Source organism: Flavipsychrobacter sp., assembly GCA_041392855.1.
Taxonomy (GTDB): Bacteria; Bacteroidota; Bacteroidia; order Chitinophagales; family Chitinophagaceae; genus UBA5543.
This window is the reverse complement of the sequence record JAWKLD010000002.1, coordinates 52,778-74,210: the sequence shown is the minus strand read 5'-3', so window position 1 is coordinate 74,210 and position 21,433 is coordinate 52,778. Positions and strand designations below refer to the sequence as shown.

The window sequence follows — 21,433 nt, the reverse complement described above, 5'->3', positions numbered from 1 at the left end:
TATTTGTTAAAACCTTAAAACCTGATATATATCCTATTTTAAAATATTGGGTATGCCTAATTTGATAAGACACTAAAATGATATCGCAACATGAAAAAGTTAGAAAATAAAGCAGCTATAGTAACAGGTGCAGCTTCTGGTATAGGCGAAGCAATAGCAAAATTGTTTGCACAGGAAGGGGCAAAAGTCGTGGTCTCAGACATAGATATAGAAGGCGCACGACGCGTTGTAAATGAAATTGAAAACGATGGAGGAATAGCTACAGCAGTGCAGGCAAATGTAGCAAAGGAAGCTGATGTTAGTAATCTTATAGATGCAGCAGTGACTACCTATGGTACTTTGGATATATTAGTGAACAATGCAGGCATCATGGATAATTTTGTAACTGCGGCAGCGCTTACTGATGAGTATTGGGATAAGATAATGACAGTGAATGTGACTAGCGTAATGCGTACTACAAGGAAAGCATTATCTATATTCCTGCCTAAGGAAAAAGGCGTTATCGTAAACATTGCATCGGTAGGAGGTTTGTATGGCTCAAGAGCGGGAGCTGCTTATACCGCATCCAAGCATGCAGTAGTAGGTTTTACCAAGAATGTAGGTTATCAATACGCACCTAAAGGCATTAGGTGCAATGCTATTGCTCCCGGAGGAGTAGAAACAAATATTGGTGCCACTATTGATAATCCTGATGCTTTTGGTATGGAGCGATCTATGGCGGGCATGGCTATTAACCCTAGAATGGGGAAGCCTGAAGAATTGGCCAAAGTAGCATTATTCTTAGCTTCTGAAGATGCCTCTTTTGTAAATGGTACTGTTGTGACGGCTGACTCAGGTTGGACAGCTTATTAATAGAAATATTTTTTTCTTAAAAGCCTTGATCTATTATCAAGGCTTTTTTGTGAGGCCAAGTAGGTCTACTATTTTTGCGTGAAATTATCTATTGCTATGAAAAAGTATAAGTGTTTAGTAGTCTTGTTATTATTGGTGCAGTTAGGTAAAGCACAAGAAGGGAGCTTAGAGGTTGAAACAACGTCCCCATTTGTATTAGGTAAGACTATAGAAGTATACTCTAAGCAGCTAAAAGAGTATAGGAAACTGAATGTCTACTTCCCGAATGGCTATAGAGAAGATAGAGTAAGCAATTATCCGGTAATTTATTTGTTAGATGGTTCTGCAGAGGAGGATTTTATACATATAGCAGGCTTGTTGCAGTTTGCCAACTATCCATGGGTCAATTACGCGCCACAAGCAATATTAATAGGTATAGAGAATGTAGATAGAAAAAGAGATTTTACCTTCCCTACCAGAAATATTGAGGATAAAAAAGATTTTCCGACGACAGGAGGCTCTGTCTCTTTTATGAATTTTTTGGAATACGAGCTACAGCCATTTGTAAAAGAGCATTATTCACAGAACGATACCAGCATTATTATTGGGCAGTCTTTAGGCGGTCTGTTAGCCACGGAAATATTATTGAAGCGTCCTTTCTTGTTCAGTCATTATATTATTGTTAGCCCTAGCTTATGGTGGGATGATGAGTCCTTATTGAAGGGGAAACCGCAATCGCTTAAGGACGAAAAGAAGGTGTATATAGCAGTTGGAGAAGAAGGGGAGGTTATGGAACGTACTGCTAAGGAATTGGTAGAAAAGCTAGCCCATGATACGCAAAAATGTACAGTTAATATTGACCATATCGAACAGCATAACCATGCTAATATTTTACACTTAGCAGTATATAAAGGGTTTAGGAAAATGTTTTCTTCAAAGGATAAGTAGACATTGCTACTTCTTATCTATTGGCTTCAATATTTTACTATCTACATAAAAAGTACCGAAAGGTATAAAGCTGGCAAGCAGCACAAGCCATGTTGTTTTGAAGAACTTCCAGCTATGATCTCCCGCTACGCTAAAGGTCAGTAATACATAAAGTATAAATAGAATGCCGTGTATCGGTCCTATTACCTCAGAGCCAATGGGGTTGCCCCATACATACTTCATAGGTACAGTAATAAATAACAATACCAACAATGATATACCTTCAAAAAGAGCAACAACTCTAAGTCTGCCTGTATTTGTTTTTAAATGCATAATATCTCTTTTATGACACAAAAAAGCCCTGACGGATTGTCAAGGCTGTTTTTGTAAGTCGGGAAGACAGGATTCGAACCTGCGACCCCCTGGTCCCAAACCAGATGCGCTACCGGGCTGCGCTACTTCCCGATTATTAATAGCTGAACTAAATCAGCTGCCGGATTTTTAACGAGCGGTGAGGGCGGGATTCGAACCCGCGGTACACGATTAAGCGTACGTCAGTTTAGCAAACTAATGGTTTCGGCCACTCACCCACCTCACCAGTGGTATTGTTAAGAACTTTCCCCAGTAATTAAGGGATTGCAAAGATAAGGTTATTCGCAACATTTCAAAATAGATTTTGCAGCATTTCTCACATAATTTTTAGTCACAATTGTATTGCCCTCGATAGGTGGCATACTTATAGCGAAATAGTTGCATGTGAAACTGCAAGGTATAAGCCAATCAGAGACTTATACCACAACTGAAAGAGTGTATTATAGCCGAAATTTTATCCTGTATAACCCGTGCCTAGCTTCTTGAGCATATTTTTATGCTCCATGATAGCACGCATAAAAGTTGGCTGAACAGAGTATGGTATATTGTATTCCTTTGCTTTAGCCTTTACTATATCCGATAGGTCAGGGTAGTGAACATGGCATATTTGAGGGAATAAATGATGCTCTATCTGATAGTTAAGACCACCTACAAACCAAGTGACCAAAGGGCTACGTGGTGCAAAGTTAACAGTATTGATCACCTGATGAATTGCCCAGCTATTTTCCATTTTACGATCTACAGGCATCTCTGGGAATTCTGATTCTTCCATTACGTGTGCTACCTGGAAAATAACGGCTAGTAAAAAACCACCCATCAAGTGCATAGCCACAAAACCCAGTACTACATGATACCAAGCTATATCTAAGAGCATAAGCGGAAGTACCAGCGTATACCCAAAATAGATAACCTTATAAATGCTTAATTCTACAATAGCTCTGGTCAAAGATATTTTTTGCTTGCGCAATAGACCATTCTTATGATAACGGAAGATGGTCAGGAAGTCTTTAGCTACTACCCAGTATATATTCATGATACCATATAGCAACCATGCATATAGGTGTTGGTAACGGTGCATTGGTCTCCATTTGCTATGTGGCGACATTCTGATCAGGTCACCTGCCTCAATATCTTCATCCAGACCTTTAAGGTTAGTATAAGTATGGTGTAATATGTTGTGTTGAATGATCCAGTTACGAGCGTAGCCCCCTAGTATATTAAGCGATGCTCCCATAAAAGTGTTAAGACCTTTGTACGGAGAGTAAGAACCATGGTTAGAATCGTGCATTACTGAGCAACCAACGCCTGCTATGCCTATTCCCATTAGCACCCAAGATGCATAATAAAGTACCATGCTTGTAGAAGAAGCAACACCGCTAATTATCAAAGCATAAGGCACAAAATACATAGCCAGCATGGCTACTGTTTTTGTGTACATCTTCAGATTGCCATGTTTAGCAATATTTCTGTCGTTGAAATATGCTTCCACTTCTCTCTTTACAGCATCTATAAAACTTTCTTTCCCTTTAGGGGCAAACTTTACAATCTGTAATTTCTCTTCTTTTGCAATTGTACTTCCTGACATAGATGTGCAAAGATAATGTCAAATGCTCAAATAAGGTGTATCAATAACATTTGTATTAGTGATATTAACATTTGAATGATGTTGCAACATTTGAAATGATACTGCAGTTTTTACTCTTGATTCTATAATATTGTAGCTCAGCTCACCTACAATGAATAGATTAGACAGAATAACAGCCATACTCATACAGCTGCAATCTCGAAAAGTGGTAAAAGCGCAGGATATAGCTGAGCGTTTTGATATCAGTTTGCGTACTGTATATAGAGATGTTAAGTCGCTAGAGCAGGCAGGTATACCTATTATAGGAGAGGCCGGTGTGGGCTATAGTATCATGGATGGCTACCGATTGCCTCCTGTAATGTTTACTCATGAGGAGGCTGCTGCATTTCTTACAGCAGAAAAACTAGTAGATAAGCTTACCGATAAACGTACCGCATCTCAATATAAAGATGCATTGTATAAGATAAAGGCAGTATTGCGTAGTGACGAAAAGGGTTTATTGGAGAATATTGAGGATGTGATACATGTTTATAAAACACCGCAGGCTGATAGACCAAGCTATATGTTTGAGTTGTTGAAAAGTATCAGTGATAAAAAAGCAGTATCCATAGAGTATTATGCTAATTATTCCGAAGAAACATCAATAAGGGTAGTAGAGCCTGTAGGAATATATTTCATAGGTAGCTACTGGCATTTAGTAGCATGGTGCACTTTAAGAAACGATTACAGAGATTTTAGACTAGATAGGATACAGCATCTGCAAAATACAGATCAAAAATTCACACAAAAGAAGCTTTCTCTAACTCAGTACATCAATACCTATAGGAATGAAAACGAGTTGATAAAAGTAGTCGTGTCCTTTGATAAAAGAGTAGCCAAGTATATACAGGAACAAAAACTATACTTCGGCTTTGTGAGCGAAGAGAAGAAAGGAGATAAAGTAGAGGTTACCTTTTTAACGCCGTCATTACACTATTTTGCTAAATGGTTGATCAGCTTTATAAAGGAAGCTACTGTCATAAAACCCGCTGCACTTAAAGAAGAAGTAAAACGTCATATATCCTTACTTCAGGAACATTATAAATAATTTTCTACTGCTGTTGACATAGGGTTGTCACCACCTGCTTGTTGCTTTGCATTATAATCTTAAAACAACAAGTAATGGAAATCAAAATGCAACCTCCTGTAAAGGTGATGTACACAACTGTGAAAACAACGCTGCTAGATATGGAGCAGTATGTAGGCAAAACACCAATGGCACTTAAAGAAGAGTGTGAGCGACTTGGTTTAACAACAAATGGTCTTCAGCACTGGGTCTATTTTGGTGCAAGCGGAGATCCGCACAATGAGTTTGAATTGCAAATATGCCTTGAAGTGGAGGGAGAGGCTCCCTCTGATAAATATCAATTTCAAGAGCTGCCTGAATTTAAATGTGTAACAACAATGCATATTGGCTCTTGGGACAACTTTGCAGCCACTTACGAAAAGTTCGTTCCTCAAATTGGAGTTGAAGGACATACGCTAAGCAATGTTAGTAGAGAAGTATACTTAACTGTAGACTTTGATAACCCTGAAAATAATAGAACCGAAATTCAAGTTGGTGTTGTATAGTCCTCATGTCTACATGTAGAACCATATTATTAATTACTAAGGGAACTATGAAAGGAGTTTGTAAGGCCTTTCGTTGTTTGTCGAAACTTTCATCATAAGCCCCGTTAGGGGCTTATGTCACTCCATTGTCATATTCGTTTTGTGTTGAATTGTCACGCTTGTATTAGCGAAAGATTAAAAGTTATAATATCGAAAGTCCGAATAAACTTGTAGCTAAAATATAAGGGCTATCAGTCAATACTTTAGGCTGAATGACAATTAAATCCCCCATTACCTCCCCCCAACTTTTATTGAACACATTCCGTTCTTAGTGTTAAGAATTTTTAAGTTTTCAAATTTCCCTTATCTGATTGTTGGGTATGGGATGATCTTTTAATTATTAAAATACTAAGTATGAAAAAACTATTACTACCGGTTTTCTTATGTATGGGTATGTCTGCCATGGCACAAAACTCGTTGTTGAGCAGCCCCACTACAGGAACCATCATGTCGCTAACTATGAGTAAAATACACATGGTTTCCAATGGTACTGATGTTGTTTTATGTATTGGGGACAATACTGCGATCTATGCAGTGGATATTGTAGATAATGATGCTTCTAAAGCAGCAGCTAATACAATTACATCTATCCCCAATTTTGTAACGGATAAATTAAATCCACTTGTAGGGCAGAGCGTTAACGTCTTGGATATGGAAGTGAACCCGATCTCTAAATCAGTATACATATTGGGTCAAGGTGGTCCTGCAAAGTATATTTTTAAAGTAGAGAATAACGGAGCTAATGTTTCTATTGTTGACTTGAGCAATGCAACCTATAGTTTACTTTCATGGAAAGGTAGCCTTGCTGTAAACGATATCACATACGGTAACAATACCTTGTATGTTTCTTCTGGAGACTTTTCTTTGAATGGAGAGCTAGGTTGGATGGCTCCGCCATTTGCACACAATGGTACTTTTACAAAACGTGCTACAACTTTATTTAAGTCGAACTGGGGTGGACAATATCTTACAACAGCACCTTTAGAAACACTTACATTTGGTACTGTAGATGGTAAAAATCGTTTGATGGGCGTAACTACATGCGCTCCTGGTTTTTCAATAGATGCGGCTACGCTTTCAGGTTCAGGTGTATTAACAGTAACAGAAGACTTTAATGTTCACCAAGGGCAAACTAAAAAGGTAGCGTTCATGCACCATGATGGTAAAGACTGGTTGTTCGACCTTCATGATGATAAAGTTTACCGTATAGGTAAAAAATATCTGGACGGTAGCCAAGTAACTGCTAATAAGTATGATAACAATGCAACAATGCTAAGAGACAATACTGGTAAAGTAGCAGCCTCTTTGCCTGCTGATGATATGAAGGAGATGAGTACAGGTACCTATACTACTATGGCGCTTTGGGATAACTATCGCCTATTGTTGTTAGAGAAAGGTACTACAGGTGCATTGACATTATCTAAGATGTCTACTGAAACACCTCCTCCAACAAGTGTAACAACAGTTACTAATAATACTACAGTATCTATATACCCTAATCCTGCATCAAACAATGTAACGATCACATTGCCTCAAAATGAAGTGAATGCTACAGCTACTATTATTTCTATAGATGGTAAGGTTGTATCGTCTCAAAAAATAAGTGCACATAAAGCAACAATGAATGTTAGTACGCTTAATGCTGGTATATATACAGTCAATGTTACTTTATCTAGCGGTGCTGTTATTTCTAATAAATTGACGGTTAAATAAAGGATACCTCAAATGCGAAGCATAATACTTTGTTTCATGGTTATATTACTTCATCTGCAAACTTTTGCAGGTGAAGTAATAACTATTGATAACGACAATCCTCTTCGCCCTACTTTATCTGTAGTGCTAACTAAAATGCAACTGCTTAATATTAAAGCGCAAGGACTAGGTCATGGAAAAGAGTTGTTAGGCTTGTATATGATAGTTGATAAGGAGGCTGCTAAGGTAGCTGTAGCAGGTAGGTATAGCTTAAAAGATACTCGGTTGTATTATACCCCAATGTATGATCTAGGTTACGATATGCATTTTGTTGCAAAAGCTAAAACGGGTAATGAACAAGAAGTTGTCAAAAACTATCACACGCCTGAAAATCCGCGTTCTGTAAATAAAGCGGCAGTGGTAAGTGCCTATCCTATAGCAGATACAATACCGTATAATACACTTTATTTTCATGTGCGGTTTAGCCAGCCAATGTTGGAGGATAAACATGCTTATAAGTATATAAAAATGTATGACGAGCAAGGTGTAGAGCGTCCACGAGCATGGAGACAGAAATCCTTTTGGCTAGATGATGGTAAGTTGTTGGTATTGATGATTCATCCTGGTAGGGTAAAGAACGGCATCCATTATGAAAGTCCATTGTTTGATTCTGGTAAATACTATAGACTGGAGGTATTGCAAAATATTAAAGATGCAAATGGTAACAGGCTAAAGGAAGCCTATGAACAGCGATATTATGTAACAGGACAAGATAGGGAGATACCCAAAATGAATAAATACTTTATCAAGCAGCCATCTTCTAACACTAAAGAGCCTATAAAAATATACTTCTCAGAAGGTATGGATAATGCCTCTGTTGTAGATGGGGTAAAAGTATTGGACGGTGACGGCAATGTGGTAGAGTGTAAGGTAAGAGAAGGAAGTACAGACGACTATTTTACTGTTACGCCTATAAATACATGGGGAAAAGGTAGTTATACTTTGGAATTGAAAGGCTCTGTTTCTGATTATTCAGGGAATAGGATCAACAGACTTTTCGAAATAAAAAATGCCCGAGAAATAGAAAAAGATGCTCTAGTGAATAAATGGGAATTTGAGGTAAGGTAGTTCTAGATAATTTGCCTTCTGCTTACTTCATGCTTTAATTGGAGATATTCTTCTTCGATTCTTTCCACTTCACTTTTAAGTGTATTGTTCTTGCGTGTGTTTGCTTTGCTAATAAAAAGCGTGGCATTGATCGCACTATTGATCATTGCAATAGCGGTAGCACTATCGCCCAGCATTGGTTGATAAGTATTGTCAAACACCTCAAGGGCTGTTTTTAAAACATCGATACAGCTTTTGCTAATAGCTATTGGTGTGGTCGTTAGTTCTTTAGTGATCGTATTTTTCAGCATGTCAGTAACTGCATCTGCATCTTGTTGCATTAGCACTTCCAGTTGTGGGTAGTATTGTTGATTTAGTAGTTGTAGCGCTTTGTCTAGCTGAGGGTAGCTATCTGTGTAGTCTGTTTTTTTTAGGGTGATCTTGCATACAGATTGCAGAATGGATATACCCATTAGAGCAGAAAAAGCAGCAGCACATCCTGAACCCGGCATGCCTTTGCCTTGACTTAATCGTTGCAGAAATGCAGCTGTTGTTGTGTTATTATATTGTTCGCCCATTTGCTGACTAGTTTTAAAAAAACAATATTTTAATGACAAATATAGAAATGTTTATTTCGTTAAGTTTGTACAGAAGTAGGCTTTCTATAAAAAGACAATTTGTAAAAAGAATGAAAACGTTAATCACAGTAATAGCAATGTTTATTGCATCAATAAATTTTGCTTCAGCACAAACATCTATTGTTATTCCTTTTGACCTGAATAATGTGAATGTGGATGGCCAGATAAACGCCAGTGAGTGGCAAGATGCAGATAGTGTATTTATTGTAATGTCTAATAATGATAGTATTACAGTATACTATAAGCACGACATGCAAAATGTATATTTTGCTTTTGCAGGAAAGCTAGAGTCGCATTCCGTTAGTCAAATATTTCCTGAAGTATTACTAGATCCTCAAAATAAAAAAGGAAGCAATTGGGTAGCTGGTCAATGGTGGTTCCATGTTTCTGCACAAGATTGTGAGAATGATGGAGGATATGGTGTGTATAATAACTGTAATGTTTCACAGACTAGTTGGACAGGAGTACCCAACTTTACACCAGGACCTCCATACACAGATAGTGTAGAAATAAAAATTCCTTACAACAAACTAAACTTCAATGCCGTAACTCAAAGCGTTATGGGGCTAGCATTTGTGCTTACTAATACAAATAATATATACCAGATGTGGCCGTCGGCGGCAGATAGAAACGTGCCTTCAACATGGTCTACAGCTACTATTAACAAATTTCCGGTTGACGTAAAAACAATTACGAATGACCCTACTGTAAAGTGCTACCCTAATCCCGCTACGGATGTGTTGCATATAGAAGGGGTTCAACAAAATGATCCTATTCTTCTAATTAATGTATATGGTAGTATTGTTAGTAAAGGAGTAGCATCAGGTAATACTTATCAAATGGATATAGCACAGCTGCCTTCAGGTATTTATTATTTAAGTACTGGGCACGATAGCAATAGAGTTACACAAAAAGTTGTCGTGAATAAGTAGTCTATATTTTGTAGGTTGTAATAGTTATTTTTATTCAAAATTACACTAACGAATATTAAATGAATATGTACTTATTGAAGAGAAGTTTTTTTTGTGTGGCTATTGCTAGTGTTTTATTAGCCTCTTGCGCAAACGATAAGAAAGCAGAAGGTGATAATCAAGAAGAGCACCAGAATATAGATATGGGAGAGGTTATGGCTCCCCCTGTTTTACCTCAACCTGAAGAAGGTGTAGAAGGTGGTGCTCAAGTGAACATGTTGTCACCAGGGCAGTCTTTTGATGAAAAAGGTAATGTAGTAGATATGGATGGTAATATTGTGATGCCCGCGGAAGAAGCAAAAAAGAATAATATACAAGAACAACCGCATGAGAAAGCTACGGATGATGAGATCAAAATAGTGCAAGATATTTTTGATATCAATAATAAATATATCGCCACGGCAAAGCTTGCTGGAGAGAAGGCTACCCGTTCAGATATAATGGATGTTGCCGTACAACTGGAAGGAGAGCATACAATGCTTAATGATATTACCAGAAACTTCTTGGATATAACTCATGCTAAGGTTGAGGAAAAGAAGAATGTAAAAGCTGAAGTAGTGACAGGCGCCAAAGGGGAGGCATGGGATAAGGCTTGGGCGAATAAAATGTTAGATATCAATAAAGAGTTTATCTCCTACTTTAGAAGAAACGAAAATGTAGTAAAGCATCATGAATTGAAGAACATCATTCTGCAATATTCAGAGCATATTAGCAATGAACAACAAATGCTTAAGGATGTAATCGATCAATAGTACAGATGAATAATAATGGAAAGGGGTGGCATTGCTATCCCTTTTTTTATTGCTGTATATGAATATGGTCGTCGTGACGAACTGCTTGACAGCCATGAAAACGTATCTTGTTAATATGGCGGAGGTCTAGCCTTGTTTTTAAGTAAGGTTCTATAAAGATTTTACTAATTGTAGCCTCTTTTGATAATATTAGTAGAAACGCTCTTGTTCTTGCTTCGTCTAATATCAGGTTAGTGTTTTTCTTTCTTGGTAATATTTTTCCAAGTAAACCATATTGCCAATAGCCTGATGTCTCACACTTAATGGTTGTGTTTATTTCACCTTCTTCGGGTTCAGCATATACTCCATAGCCAAAATAAGATGGCGTACTGTTTGAAGGTTTCTTGTGTAAGGTGTCATAATATAAAAAGGCAAAGTCTAATTTCTTGCCGTCGTCATGACTAAGGTGGGGTATTAAGGGGAAGCCGTTTATAAATGGGAAGTTAGCATCTAGGTAATGAATGGTTTCTCCCTTGTGTTGGCCTTCCCATATTTTGCATGCTGTAGTGATTGTAGCGTGTAGGTCTTTGGTTACATAATGTCGGTTTAGCAGAAATGTGAATGGGTTTTGCGGCTTTAGATTCCCTTTGTTAAAGCCAAAGGGAAGGGGTACTCTCCCAAAGTGTTTCGCTATGGGCGGTATCAGCACAAAAGTGAAAGTGAAATAAATGAGAATGAATAGAAGTGTTTTAGCTCCAATAAAGTTTACTCTTTTATAGCGCTTGGCTATTATGCAGTGTAGTAATAAAGTTAAAACTAATAGAAGACCACCTACTTGTGTAAGTAGTGTTAAGATGATAAATACAATTAGGATAGTTAGTCTCTTAGCTATCATTATCGACTCGCTAAACTTAACATGTGTTTTGCGAAATCAGCAACCTCTTCTTCGGTGTTATCCCAAGAGCACATAAGGCGTACTTCATTATTATGTTCATCCCAAACATAGTAAGGGTATTTAGCCCACATGCTTTCATTCCAGCTTTCAGGGTGTGTGGCAAATACTCCATTTGCTTCTACAGGTTTAGTTATTTGTACGCCAGGTATATCTTTTATCGCTTGATGTAGCTCTTGTGCTATCTTATTAGCATGCTTCGCATAGGTACGCCAACGCTCATTGGTAACCATAGCTTCAAACTGCGCAGCAATGAATCTGTTTTTAGATGCCATTTGCATACTTTGCTTATGCTTGAAGGGTAGGTGCTCTGAAAGTTTCTTGTTGAAGACAACAACAGCTTCCCCAAACATCATACCTGCTTTAGTGCCACCAAAGGATAGGATATCTACACCTGCATTTTTGGTGATATCGGCTAGCGAACAGTTAAGGCTGGCTGCCGCATTGAAGAAGCGAGCACCATCTACATGAAAAAAGAGATCGTTGGCTTTGGCTAAGCTGCCTAAAGCTTTTAATTCTTCAGGAGTGTAGACAGTAGCATATTCAGTACTCTGTGTTACTGACAACATGCGTGTTTGTGGATAGTGAACATCGCCTTTCCTTATAAGTCTTTGCTGCACTGCTTCGGGAGTTATCTTACCAGTAGCTCCTGATGCAAGCGGGAAGAATCTACATCCTGTAAAAGTTTCCGGAGCAGCAGACTCATCACAATACATATGAGAGGTTTCGGCGCAAAGAATAGCGTTGTAGGATTGTGTGCCACTACTCATGCTGAGTACATTGGCACAAGTGCCATTGTATACAAAGTGAACATCTACGTCCGCCTCGAATATATCGCAAAAGAGTTTTTTGGTACGTTCGGTTATATTGTCAGCTCCATAGGCACGCGCATGTCCTATATTAGCATCGGCTAAGGCTTCCATTACTTCTGGCAATACACCAGAATAGTTGTCACTTGCAAATCCTTTCATGCTTGCAAGAAAAGTAATTTTTGGGACAATTAATCTATTCTAAACTTGATTTGAGTTAGTTGGTTATCAATACTAAGTTGTAACAGATATAGTCCACTTGTTGCTTGGTCTATTTTTATCTGGTGGTTTAGTGTGCCGTTATTGATTCTTGTTTCGGTGTTGTATACTATTTGCCCTAGCATGTTTATGATCTGTATTTTAGCAACGCCCTTGGTGTTGAGTTGACCACTTAGAGTAAACTGCCCATTGTTAGGGTTAGGAGCAAGAGTGAGTTGATTGTCTTCTTTTATTTCATTGATACCTGTTGCAATACGTACAACTATGCTGTTGCTTTTAGCAGCAGTAGGTTGTGGGCATTTATAGCTACTGATGAGTTCTACATGTATGGTGTCATTATCATTAAGATTATTAGCACTCCATATATTACTTGTAGCGCCAATAATGTCTTGCCCGTTTCTTTTCCATTGGTATTGAGGATTGTTGCCCGCATTTACAGGCGTAGCGGTAAACTGCACATAATCCCAAGGGATGATAATGCCAGTAGGATTGGCCGCAATGCTTACTGAAGGCGCCAGCCAAGGGAGTACATTCATTTTTATCTGATTGCTTTGGTCTGTAACTGGTGATGAGCATTGCGCATTGTCTGTCATCTCACAGAGAATAATATCGTTATTGTTGAGATTAGTAGTAGAGAAGGTTGACCCTGTAGCAGATTGAGGTTGTGCGTTGATCTTCCAAGTATACTGAAGGTTGCTGCTGGCATTGACAGGTATAGCCATATAGGTCACATTAGTGCCATCACAAACAGTATCGAAAGGAGTACTAATGACCACAAAAGGATTTGGTTTGATGTTGATGTTCAGAGAGCTAACAGGAGAGGTACAGTTGTTATAAGTGACAGTAGCGTAATAGTTGCCTGTGTCAGCCAACTGCACATTGGTCTTTGTAGGGTTCTTTATGGTGCTGTTGAAATTATTTGGCCCTGTCCAGCTATAAGATACCCCACTTACTAAGCTAGTGGCATTGAGATTAAGCTGTTCCCCAATACATAGTGGGTTGTTATAGGAGAGTGTTGGTGCTGATGGTGTTTGCGTCACCATCACATAGGTGCTATCGGAATAGGTACAACCATTAAGGTTTACAGTCATGCTATACCAACCTGTATTGGCAACACTGGCATTCGCAATTATAGTATCATTAGCAGAAGCACTAAAACTATTAGGTCCTGACCAGGCGTAAGTAACGTTACCTGTAGATGTGTCACTAAAAAGCTTCAAAGTGTCATCTGTACAAAGTGGGCTATTACTGCTGAGTGTGACAGTGTCGGGCACATCTTTTATGGTTACTGCGATGGTGTCGTATGTGCTACAGCCATTGAGTGTGGCAGCAACAGTATAAAACCCTCCAGCTGTTTGAGGTACGTTTACTCTTATTGGGTTTTGTGTGTTATTGGTATAGCTGTTTGGTCCTATCCAGCTATAGGTGACACCACTTGTAGTACTTGCTGCTGTGAGTGCTAGTGTGTCGTATTGGCAAACTGGTGTATTGCTGCTGGCTATCGGTTTGTTAGGTAATGGGTTTACTTGTACTTGTAATGTGTCTAGTATTTCACAGCCATAAAGATTACTAGTTAGGTAATAGCTTCCTGCGTTTGCAAGGAGTACACTTGATATATATGGTGATGGTAGGGAGGATGTATAGCCAATAGGCCCTGTCCAAGAGTAGGTTAAGTAATTAGGAGTACTTGTGTTAGTAAAGCTTAGAGCCTTGCCTACACAAACAGGACTATTGCTAGTTACTTGAACAGAAGTATTTGTACTGTCGAGGTTACCTATCTTTATTAGTTGGTTGCTAATTATGGTATCTTTTGGAGAGGATGATATTAGCCTTACTTTATATCCACTGCCAGTAATCACACTATTAGGAATATATCCTCTTATTGTTCCTGTTGTATCAGAGGTTAAGCTACCAATGGTGGTTGGGTTGATAAAGTTTCCTGTCGCATCGGATAGTTGCGCGGTGAAAATATTGTTAGTATTTAGTTTGAAGCTTGTATTAAAATTAATAATGAAACTATCATTTACACAAAAGTTTGTAAGATGATTAGAAATATTTATTTCCCATATTGGCTTTACAACAACAGAGTCAAAGTAGTAGTACGCCCATGCAAAACTTGCAACATTAGTTGTGTCTACGTTAATGAGGCTGTCAGGCAAAAAGCCTCCAATAGCTATGTTGTCGTATGTAGAATCTGCAGTAAAAGTGCTTGTAAGCCTTACCCAGTTTAAAGTGTCTGTAATAATACCGTAATTCTGAAAATGGACTTGTGGTTGTAACGTTTGCCAGTTGCTGGGGGTTATATTGCCAAGAGTATCAAAGAATAAAATTGTAATATTATCAGTAGCTCGACCACCTCTGCCTGATCTGCAAACAGAAAGAGAAACTTCGTATGTTACACCAATGGTTAAGGGTACGATTTTTCTTGTTACAATTTCTCTATAGTTAGCGCTATTAGGGATGTAAAAATATCCCCCAAAATATCCATTTCCGCTTGCTGGGTTTTGGAAGCCAAACCAATTAAGTGGTACCGAAACGTTATTAGAAGTTGCGCAGGTATGAAAGAAATCAGGTGTAGGTCCAGTTACAAAATTATCCCATCCAAGACAACTCGGAACTTGAGAGTAACCGATAGGGCAAACAGAATAATACTCAAAATCACCATTTGGGACATGGTTCTGAGCTTGGGTTATTGTAGCTATTAATAGGGATAATATAAGGGCGGTATACTTCATCTAACGGATATTGGGTATATTGAAATTAGTGAAATATTAACTGTTGGAGCTGTAGGGTAGTAGTTTTATGCTGAATTTAATGTGTGGTAGGGTATTATGACATTTTTATTAACTGAAAGTTGAAATTGCTACAACTGATATATTCTCAGTATCTTATAATAGCTATTGTTATGAAGAAAATACTACAAGCTTATTTTTCTTTTTCCCGTACAGAACGTTTAGGCGTATTGGGTTTGTTGTTACTTATTGTGCTTGGAATGGCTTTGCGCTATATATTGAGTTGATCTCGCCTGTAGCAGTATGGTTTTATCTACCAAGTAAGAATAGAAACAAGTTTTGAATTTTAAGTATAATAATGTGTAACCCTCGAATTAATACGGTTATAGGTTTGTTTAATGATTAGATAGTCTACAAAATTGATTAGCGACCAAAAAAGTCGTAAAATTGCGCCATAATACCCTTATATAAGAAACTATATGGATTTTAGTCAAACAGATACTCAATTACAGATCACGGACATGATCCGTGATTTTGCTAACAAAAATATTCGTCCTGATATGATGGAATGGGACGAAAACCAGATATTCCCTGTCGAGCTATTTCACAAATTGGGTGAGTTAGGTCTTATGGGTGTATTAGTACCTGAAGAATATGGTGGCTCAGGTTTGAGTTATTTCGAATATGTAACTGTTGTAAGCGAAATTGCAAAAGTATGTAGCTCTATTGGTCTATCAGTAGCAGCGCACAACTCACTTTGCACAGGACATATTTTATACTTCGGTAACGAGGAGCAGAAGAAAAAGTATTTGCCAAAACTAGCAAGTGGTGAGTGGATAGGTGCTTGGGGATTGACTGAGGCAAATACAGGTAGCGACGCTGGTAATATGCGTTGTGTAGCAGAGCGTGATGGAGATGACTGGGTGCTTAATGGAACCAAAAACTGGATCACTCATGGTAAGAGTGGTAACGTAGCAGTAGTCTTGGCACGTACTGGTGAGCCGAGAGCTAAGAGTAATGTTACAGCGTTTATAATTGAACGTGGTACGCCAGGCTTCTCAGCTGGTAAAAAAGAAAATAAATTAGGTATGCGAGCATCGGAAACCACAGAGTTGGTATTTGATAACTGTCGTATATCAGACGCACAGCGTATGGGTGAGGTAGGAGATGGTTTCCGCCAAGCTATGCAAGTGCTGGATGGTGGTCGTATTTCTATTGCTGCATTGTCTTTAGGTATTGCTAAGGGTGCCTATGAAGCTGCTTTGAAATATTCCAAAGAGCGTGAGCAGTTCGACCAACCAATATCTAACTTCCAAGCAATAGCTTTCAAGCTGGCCGATATGAAGGTGAAGATAGAAGCTGCTGAAGCGCTTATCTATCAAGCTTCTGATATGAAGAATAGAGGGGTGAAAATGACAAAAGAATCAGCAATGGCTAAATATTATGCATCTGAAATTTGTGTAGAGATAGCTACAGATGCGGTACAGATATTTGGTGGTTACGGTTATACTAAAGACTTTCCTGTAGAGAAATTCTACCGCGACAGTAAGTTGTGTACTATTGGAGAAGGAACTTCAGAAATACAGAAACTGGTTATCTCCAGAGATATTCTAAAATAAATTATAGCCTCGCATTGCGAGGCTATTTTATGTTGTAGGTATCACGGATTTATATGTTTATTTTTAATGTATGAGAGCGGTTGCCATATCCTTAATTATTAGCGGAAGCTTATTGTGGTCTGCTTGTGGCACACCCTCTAGGTTTCCACTTACGGAGGTTAGCATGTCTCCATCAGATGATCTTATAGTTGGTAATTGGAAAATGGAAGAAGACACGAATAAACATAACTTTTATGAGATTACTCAAAGTGTAGAAGAAGGTAAGTACCATGTGCGTTTTTTCAACCGTGGAGGTACTAACCCTACTTTCGAGGCTAATATATTCTTCTCTGAACTAGAAGCTGCTGATAAATCTAAGGTGAAGTTTCTCAATGTTCCTTACTGGGAAAAGACACTTGGTAAGTGGGGTGATATGGGTTATTTCTTTGTAAGAATATTAGAAACATCAGCTGAATTCAGTCATATTACAACTGCTACAGTTAATAATACTGAAATCTACAATAAGCATACAGGAAGTGAGGTTAGAGCGTATGTGCTTGAAAATATTGATAATCCAGAGATATACTCTGATACAGTACACTTTTATAAAGTCAATAAGACTACTGCGGAGTTAAGACAACCGTATAAACAATAAAGCCTCGCATTGCGAGGCTTTTATTTATTTGATATTTGTAAAGTCAGATTAGTAATCACCAAGTGTTTCAGCAACTTGACCAAGTGCATTTGCTAATTGCTCATCGTTAGGTGCAATGCCATGCCATTCGTGCGTGCCTTCCATAAAGTCTATACCACTACCCATTTCGGTATGCATAAGTATTACAACCGGCTTGCCTTTGCCAGTTTCCGCCTTAGCAGCTTCAAGTGTCTTTACAACTTCTGCCATGTCATTACCTTTCTCAAGAGTAATGGTATGCCAGCCGAATGTATCAAACTTAGCTTTTAGATCGCCAAGGTTCATTACATCTTTGGTTGCACCATCTATTTGCTGACCATTCCAGTCTACTGTAGCTATAAGGTTGTCTATTTTATGATGAGCTGCAAATAGTATTGCTTCCCAGTTTTGTCCTTCTTGCAATTCACCATCGCCATGAAGTGAGAATACAAGTCTGTCATCACCATTCATTTTTTTACTTAATGCAGCACCTGCAGCAACACTAAGCCCTTGTCCTAAAGAACCGCTTGCTATACGCACACCAGGCAGTCCTTCGTGAGTGGTAGGGTGCCCTTGCAAACGAGTGTTAAGCTTTCTAAAAGTGTTTAATTCCTCTATTGGGAAGTAGCCGGAACGAGCTAATACACTATAAAATACCGGAGATATATGACCATTAGACAAGAAGAAAATATCTTCACCTTTGCCATCCATGTCAAACTCTGGATTACGTTTCATGATGTGGAAATACAAGGCTACAAGGTATTCTGTACAGCCTAGAGAACCTCCTGGGTGTCCGCTTTGTACAGCATGAACCATACGTACTATATCTCTGCGCACTTGAGACGCAGTGTCTTTTAGTTGTTGCAACTCCATATCAATAGTATAATTATGCTGCAAAAGTAGGGTATCTCATAGACTTTTTATAACGTAAAATAATGCTCGTTGATTTCATGTGTATATTGCAGCATAATGAAGTTGACCGCTCAAAAAACTAAATATTTCACAGAGCAACTCATGCATTGGCATGAGTATGAGAATGATAGATCGCTACCTTGGAAGGAAGAGCGTAACCCTTATAAAGTGTGGCTCTCAGAAATAATATTGCAACAAACAAGAGCAGAGCAGGGATTGCCGTATTTTTTAAGGTTTACAGAGCAGTATCCCACTATAGGTAGCCTAGCTGCAGCCAAAGATGACGATGTGTTTAAACTTTGGCAGGGGCTAGGGTATTATAACAGGTGTAAGAATATGCTGGTAGCAGCAAGGTATATAACAGCGGAGCTGGGTGGTGTATTCCCTAACACATATGAAGAGTTGTTGCAATTAAAAGGGGTGGGGGCATATACTGCAGCCGCTATCAGCTCCTTTGCTTTTGGACTGCCTCAAGCAGTTGTAGATGGCAATGTATATAGAGTGCTATCCAGATTTTGGGCTATTGATACTCCTATAGATACTACTGAAGGGAAAAAACTATTTACAAACCTTGCAGAGCAACTGCTGGACAAAAAAAATAGCGCTAAATATAATCAAGCGATAATGGATTTTGGGGCAACTGTCTGCACTCCTAAGCTTCCAAACTGTGCTCTTTGTCCACTGGCTGGTAAGTGCGCAGCCCAAAAACAAAGTATGATTCACTTATTACCTATAAAATCTAAAAAGGTAAAAGTGAAGAACCGCTTTTTTCATTATGTGATTTTTCACCACCAAGATGATATATGGATAACTAAAAGAGGTACAGGTGATATATGGGAGAATCTATATGAACCCTATTTAATAGAAGGTGCTAAAATACTGGATGAGAAAGAAGTTGTAGCAGCACTAAATAAAGGTAAAATAAAGGTAGGTGACTTGGTGTATGAAGGCACTTTAAAACAAAGGTTGACACATCAGTTGATACAGTTTCAATTCTACACCTGTAGGGTTGCCAAAAAAGAAAATATAGAAGACGGGGTATGGGTTAAAAAAGAAGAACTCAAAGCCTATTCTTTTCCTAAAACCTTGGTTTCTTTTTTTGAAAAAAAGTTATATTTTTAAAGTTACCATAGGTGAATTTGTATTAAACTGAGTAAACTAGAAAACTGAAATGAGAGGAGTTAATAAAGTAGTATTGATTGGCAATTTAGGTCGCGACCCGGAATTACAATATTTAGAGGGTAATATAGCAGTAGCAAAATTCCCATTGGCTACTACAGAGACGTTTAAAGACAAGAACGGTAATCTAGTTTCACAAACAGAGTGGCACACTGTGGTTTTATGGAGAGGGCTCGCAGAATTGGCCCAGAAATATCTACACAAAGGAAGTTTAGTATATATAGAAGGGAAGTTAAGAACGAGAAATTGGGAGGATAAGGATAAAAACAAGCGATTTAGTACTGAGATAGTGGGAGATAATCTGGTAATGCTGGATAAAAGGAAAGATGGGCATAGCGAGCATGGGGATAGTTCCTATAAAACCGATGCTCCTGACATGGATGGCGATGACGATAAAGATCTGCCATTTTAAATTATATTGAAATATTTGTAGTTGGAATTGTTACTATCATTTCACTTTGATATTTTTGATACATAAATAAAAACCTACAGTATTGGACAGTCCATCAGACGGAGAGGTCGGATTCTCGACATTATTATTACAAGCGTCAGTTGAAGCATTTTCGGCTTCCAATATGACTATTCTTATTATTGTAGTGCTATTGCTTCTTTTGATGACAGCAATAACCGCAGGTGCCGAAACGGCTTATTTCTCCCTAACAGGAAAGGATGTTAATTATCTAAAGACGAAGGATCAAGCTTCGGCAAGGCAGGTCATACGTTTACTGGAAAGACCTAAAATGTTGCTGGCTACCATTGTCGTAGCTAATAACTTTATCAATATTGCTATCGTTATTACTACTAATTTGATGGTCAGTCAAATTGTATCGCCAGACGTGAGCCCTGTGATGTGGTTCTCTATACAGATAGTAGCAGTAACATTTTTATTAGTGCTTTTTGGTGAGGTATTACCTAAGGTGTATGCTACGCAAAATAATATGCGTATGGCCTTGTTCTCTGCACCCGTACTAAACGTCTTGCAGAGTATTTTTCGCCCTGTGAGTAATATGTTGGTGTCTTCTACAAATTATATAGAAAAGAGACTGGGTAATAAACCAGCCAGCAATATAAGTAATGAAGATTTTGAACACGCTATAGAACTGACGGTAGGTCATACAGCTACTAAGCAAGAAGTAGATATATTTAAAGGTATACTCAAGTTTGGTAACATTACTGTTACTCAGATCATGCGTACAAGGCTTGATGTAGGTGGTATCCCTAATGATATTAATTTCGGCGAAGTGCAAAAAATGGCGATTGAATTAGGTTATTCAAGATTGCCTGTATATCAAGATAGTTTAGATAAAATTGTGGGTGTCATCCATACCAAAGATTTCTTGCCGCATGGAGAAGATGACAATTTTGACTGGCACAAACTTATAAGACCTGCCTACTTTGTGCATGAAGGGAAATTTATTGAAGACTTGTTGAAGGAGTTTCAACAAAAGCGTATGCACATGGCTATTGTTGTAGATGAGTTTGGTGGTACTTCGGGTATTGTTACCCTAGAAGATATAATGGAGGAGATAATAGGGGATATACGTGATGAGTTTGATGAAGAAGATGCATTACACAAAAAAATTGATGACAATAACTATATAGTAGAGGGTAAGACCTTGATCAATGATGTTTGTCGTCTTATGGGGTTATCTCCCGATACTTTTGATGATATAAGAGATGAAAGTGATTCGGTAGCAGGGCTGATACTAGAGATATCAGGCAAGTTTCCTTCTGTAAATGAGGTAGTCTCTTATAAGAATTTTGACTTTACAGTACTCAACTTAGATAAGATGCGTATACAAAGAGTAAAGGTGACCATCAATCAGGTTGAAGAAGAGGAGGAGTAATACTTAAA

20 protein-coding genes and 2 tRNA genes are annotated in these 21,433 nt (G+C 38.3%); 13 read left to right on the top strand and 9 right to left on the bottom strand.

The genetic code is table 11. The annotated features are described in order from the left end of the window. The first annotated feature begins 90 nt into the window (after positions 1-90). Positions 91-852, top strand: a complete 762-nt coding sequence (locus tag R2800_14000; GenBank protein ID MEZ5018166.1) for an SDR family oxidoreductase — start codon at positions 91-93, stop codon at positions 850-852. A gap of 96 nt (positions 853-948) precedes the next feature. Continuing rightward, entirely contained in the window at positions 949-1,779 is an 831-nt protein-coding gene (locus tag R2800_13995; protein MEZ5018165.1) for an alpha/beta hydrolase-fold protein, read from the top strand. Between the two features lie 6 nt (positions 1,780-1,785). Here R2800_13995 and R2800_13990 read toward each other — a convergent pair whose 3' ends face one another. The 4 genes from R2800_13990 to R2800_13975 all read right to left on the bottom strand — a co-directional run bounded on the left by R2800_13990 (position 1,786) and on the right by R2800_13975 (position 3,715). Next, the gene (locus R2800_13990; protein MEZ5018164.1) at positions 1,786-2,091 is read right to left on the bottom strand and encodes a DUF3817 domain-containing protein; all 306 of its coding nucleotides are present in this window, start codon (positions 2,089-2,091) and stop codon (positions 1,786-1,788) included. 58 nt (positions 2,092-2,149) lie between these two features. Beyond that, a tRNA-Pro gene (locus tag R2800_13985) sits at positions 2,150-2,223 on the bottom strand. Between the two features lie 44 nt (positions 2,224-2,267). Continuing rightward, positions 2,268-2,356: transfer RNA gene (locus R2800_13980), tRNA-Ser, on the bottom strand. Between the two features lie 228 nt (positions 2,357-2,584). Beyond that, positions 2,585-3,715 (bottom strand): acyl-CoA desaturase, encoded by a 1,131-nt coding sequence (locus R2800_13975; GenBank protein ID MEZ5018163.1) that lies wholly within the window; start codon positions 3,713-3,715, stop codon positions 2,585-2,587. Positions 3,716-3,866: 151 nt separating this feature from the next. On the opposite strand from R2800_13975, the gene R2800_13970 reads away from it, so the two are divergent. From R2800_13970 to R2800_13955, 4 genes are all read left to right on the top strand, one after another. Next, positions 3,867-4,802, top strand: coding sequence for a YafY family protein (locus tag R2800_13970; GenBank protein ID MEZ5018162.1), 936 nt, complete (start codon positions 3,867-3,869; stop codon positions 4,800-4,802). A 74-nt stretch (positions 4,803-4,876) separates the two neighbouring features. Beyond that, positions 4,877-5,326 carry a GyrI-like domain-containing protein gene (locus R2800_13965; protein ID MEZ5018161.1) on the top strand — a complete coding sequence of 150 codons (450 nt, stop codon included), beginning with the start codon at positions 4,877-4,879 and terminating at the stop codon, positions 5,324-5,326. A gap of 393 nt (positions 5,327-5,719) precedes the next feature. Further along, positions 5,720-7,078, top strand: coding sequence for a T9SS type A sorting domain-containing protein (locus R2800_13960; protein ID MEZ5018160.1), 1,359 nt, complete (start codon positions 5,720-5,722; stop codon positions 7,076-7,078). Positions 7,079-7,114: 36 nt separating this feature from the next. Further along, entirely contained in the window at positions 7,115-8,185 is a 1,071-nt protein-coding gene (locus R2800_13955) for an Ig-like domain-containing protein (GenBank protein ID MEZ5018159.1), read from the top strand. Between the two features lie 2 nt (positions 8,186-8,187). On the opposite strand, the gene R2800_13950 is transcribed toward R2800_13955, so the two are convergent. Next, positions 8,188-8,742, bottom strand: coding sequence for a cyclodeaminase/cyclohydrolase family protein (locus R2800_13950; protein MEZ5018158.1), 555 nt, complete (start codon positions 8,740-8,742; stop codon positions 8,188-8,190). 110 nt (positions 8,743-8,852) lie between these two features. Between R2800_13950 and R2800_13945 the strand changes: the two genes are divergently transcribed. Next, positions 8,853-9,734 carry a T9SS type A sorting domain-containing protein gene (locus R2800_13945; protein MEZ5018157.1) on the top strand — a complete coding sequence of 294 codons (882 nt, stop codon included), beginning with the start codon at positions 8,853-8,855 and terminating at the stop codon, positions 9,732-9,734. Positions 9,735-9,793: 59 nt separating this feature from the next. Next, positions 9,794-10,525, top strand: a complete 732-nt coding sequence (locus tag R2800_13940; protein MEZ5018156.1) for a DUF4142 domain-containing protein — start codon at positions 9,794-9,796, stop codon at positions 10,523-10,525. Between the two features lie 46 nt (positions 10,526-10,571). On the opposite strand, the gene R2800_13935 is transcribed toward R2800_13940, so the two are convergent. Genes R2800_13935 through R2800_13925 form a run of 3 tightly spaced genes read right to left on the bottom strand, consistent with a single transcriptional unit; the run spans position 10,572 to position 15,219 of the window. Continuing rightward, positions 10,572-11,399, bottom strand: a complete 828-nt coding sequence (locus R2800_13935) for a hypothetical protein (protein ID MEZ5018155.1) — start codon at positions 11,397-11,399, stop codon at positions 10,572-10,574. Beyond that, positions 11,399-12,427, bottom strand: a complete 1,029-nt coding sequence (locus tag R2800_13930; protein ID MEZ5018154.1) for a low specificity L-threonine aldolase — start codon at positions 12,425-12,427, stop codon at positions 11,399-11,401. The genes R2800_13935 and R2800_13930 overlap by 1 nt, the downstream gene beginning before the upstream one ends. A 29-nt stretch (positions 12,428-12,456) precedes the next feature. Further along, a complete protein-coding gene (locus R2800_13925; GenBank protein ID MEZ5018153.1) occupies positions 12,457-15,219 on the bottom strand; it encodes a T9SS type A sorting domain-containing protein in 2,763 nt (920 codons plus the stop codon). Between the two features lie 476 nt (positions 15,220-15,695). Between R2800_13925 and R2800_13920 the strand changes: the two genes are divergently transcribed. Together R2800_13920 and R2800_13915 are read left to right on the top strand one after the other, a co-directional pair. Next, a complete protein-coding gene (locus R2800_13920) occupies positions 15,696-16,835 on the top strand; it encodes an acyl-CoA dehydrogenase family protein (protein MEZ5018152.1) in 1,140 nt (379 codons plus the stop codon). Between the two features lie 70 nt (positions 16,836-16,905). Next, entirely contained in the window at positions 16,906-17,469 is a 564-nt protein-coding gene (locus tag R2800_13915) for a hypothetical protein (GenBank protein ID MEZ5018151.1), read from the top strand. Between the two features lie 48 nt (positions 17,470-17,517). Here the strand turns inward: R2800_13915 and R2800_13910 are convergent, their stop codons facing one another. Beyond that, positions 17,518-18,360 carry a transketolase gene (locus tag R2800_13910; GenBank protein ID MEZ5018150.1) on the bottom strand — a complete coding sequence of 281 codons (843 nt, stop codon included), beginning with the start codon at positions 18,358-18,360 and terminating at the stop codon, positions 17,518-17,520. Between the two features lie 96 nt (positions 18,361-18,456). Between R2800_13910 and mutY the strand changes: the two genes are divergently transcribed. From mutY to gldE, 3 genes are all read left to right on the top strand, one after another. Beyond that, the gene (gene mutY / locus R2800_13905) at positions 18,457-19,521 is read left to right on the top strand and encodes an A/G-specific adenine glycosylase (protein ID MEZ5018149.1); all 1,065 of its coding nucleotides are present in this window, start codon (positions 18,457-18,459) and stop codon (positions 19,519-19,521) included. Positions 19,522-19,570: 49 nt separating this feature from the next. Then, on the top strand, positions 19,571-19,990 hold the full coding sequence (locus R2800_13900; GenBank protein ID MEZ5018148.1) for a single-stranded DNA-binding protein: 420 nt from the start codon (positions 19,571-19,573) through the stop codon (positions 19,988-19,990). Positions 19,991-20,072: 82 nt separating this feature from the next. Further along, complete coding sequence (gene gldE, locus R2800_13895; protein ID MEZ5018147.1) at positions 20,073-21,425, top strand: gliding motility-associated protein GldE; 1,353 nt, start codon at positions 20,073-20,075, stop codon at positions 21,423-21,425. Positions 21,426-21,433: the final 8 nt, after the last annotated feature.

What these genes read in the sequence shown, in the direction of transcription:
- mutY (MEZ5018149.1), top strand. Translation starts at nt 18,457, where the DNA reads ATGAAGTTGACCGCTCAAAAAACTAAATATTTCACAGAGCAACTCATG.
- R2800_13915 (MEZ5018151.1), top strand. Translation starts at nt 16,906, where the DNA reads ATGAGAGCGGTTGCCATATCCTTAATTATTAGCGGAAGCTTATTGTGG.
- R2800_13990 (MEZ5018164.1), bottom strand. Translation starts at nt 2,091, where the DNA reads ATGCATTTAAAAACAAATACAGGCAGACTTAGAGTTGTTGCTCTTTTT.
- R2800_13940 (MEZ5018156.1), top strand. Translation starts at nt 9,794, where the DNA reads ATGAATATGTACTTATTGAAGAGAAGTTTTTTTTGTGTGGCTATTGCT.
- R2800_13935 (MEZ5018155.1), bottom strand. Translation starts at nt 11,399, where the DNA reads ATGATAGCTAAGAGACTAACTATCCTAATTGTATTTATCATCTTAACA.
- R2800_13975 (MEZ5018163.1), bottom strand. Translation starts at nt 3,715, where the DNA reads ATGTCAGGAAGTACAATTGCAAAAGAAGAGAAATTACAGATTGTAAAG.
- R2800_13930 (MEZ5018154.1), bottom strand. Translation starts at nt 12,427, where the DNA reads ATGAAAGGATTTGCAAGTGACAACTATTCTGGTGTATTGCCAGAAGTA.
- R2800_13910 (MEZ5018150.1), bottom strand. Translation starts at nt 18,360, where the DNA reads ATGGAGTTGCAACAACTAAAAGACACTGCGTCTCAAGTGCGCAGAGAT.
- R2800_13960 (MEZ5018160.1), top strand. Translation starts at nt 5,720, where the DNA reads ATGAAAAAACTATTACTACCGGTTTTCTTATGTATGGGTATGTCTGCC.
- R2800_13955 (MEZ5018159.1), top strand. Translation starts at nt 7,115, where the DNA reads ATGGTTATATTACTTCATCTGCAAACTTTTGCAGGTGAAGTAATAACT.
- R2800_13965 (MEZ5018161.1), top strand. Translation starts at nt 4,877, where the DNA reads ATGGAAATCAAAATGCAACCTCCTGTAAAGGTGATGTACACAACTGTG.
- R2800_13925 (MEZ5018153.1), bottom strand. Translation starts at nt 15,219, where the DNA reads ATGAAGTATACCGCCCTTATATTATCCCTATTAATAGCTACAATAACC.
- R2800_13945 (MEZ5018157.1), top strand. Translation starts at nt 8,853, where the DNA reads ATGAAAACGTTAATCACAGTAATAGCAATGTTTATTGCATCAATAAAT.
- R2800_14000 (MEZ5018166.1), top strand. Translation starts at nt 91, where the DNA reads ATGAAAAAGTTAGAAAATAAAGCAGCTATAGTAACAGGTGCAGCTTCT.
- R2800_13950 (MEZ5018158.1), bottom strand. Translation starts at nt 8,742, where the DNA reads ATGGGCGAACAATATAATAACACAACAACAGCTGCATTTCTGCAACGA.
- R2800_13900 (MEZ5018148.1), top strand. Translation starts at nt 19,571, where the DNA reads ATGAGAGGAGTTAATAAAGTAGTATTGATTGGCAATTTAGGTCGCGAC.
- R2800_13995 (MEZ5018165.1), top strand. Translation starts at nt 949, where the DNA reads ATGAAAAAGTATAAGTGTTTAGTAGTCTTGTTATTATTGGTGCAGTTA.
- R2800_13970 (MEZ5018162.1), top strand. Translation starts at nt 3,867, where the DNA reads ATGAATAGATTAGACAGAATAACAGCCATACTCATACAGCTGCAATCT.
- R2800_13920 (MEZ5018152.1), top strand. Translation starts at nt 15,696, where the DNA reads ATGGATTTTAGTCAAACAGATACTCAATTACAGATCACGGACATGATC.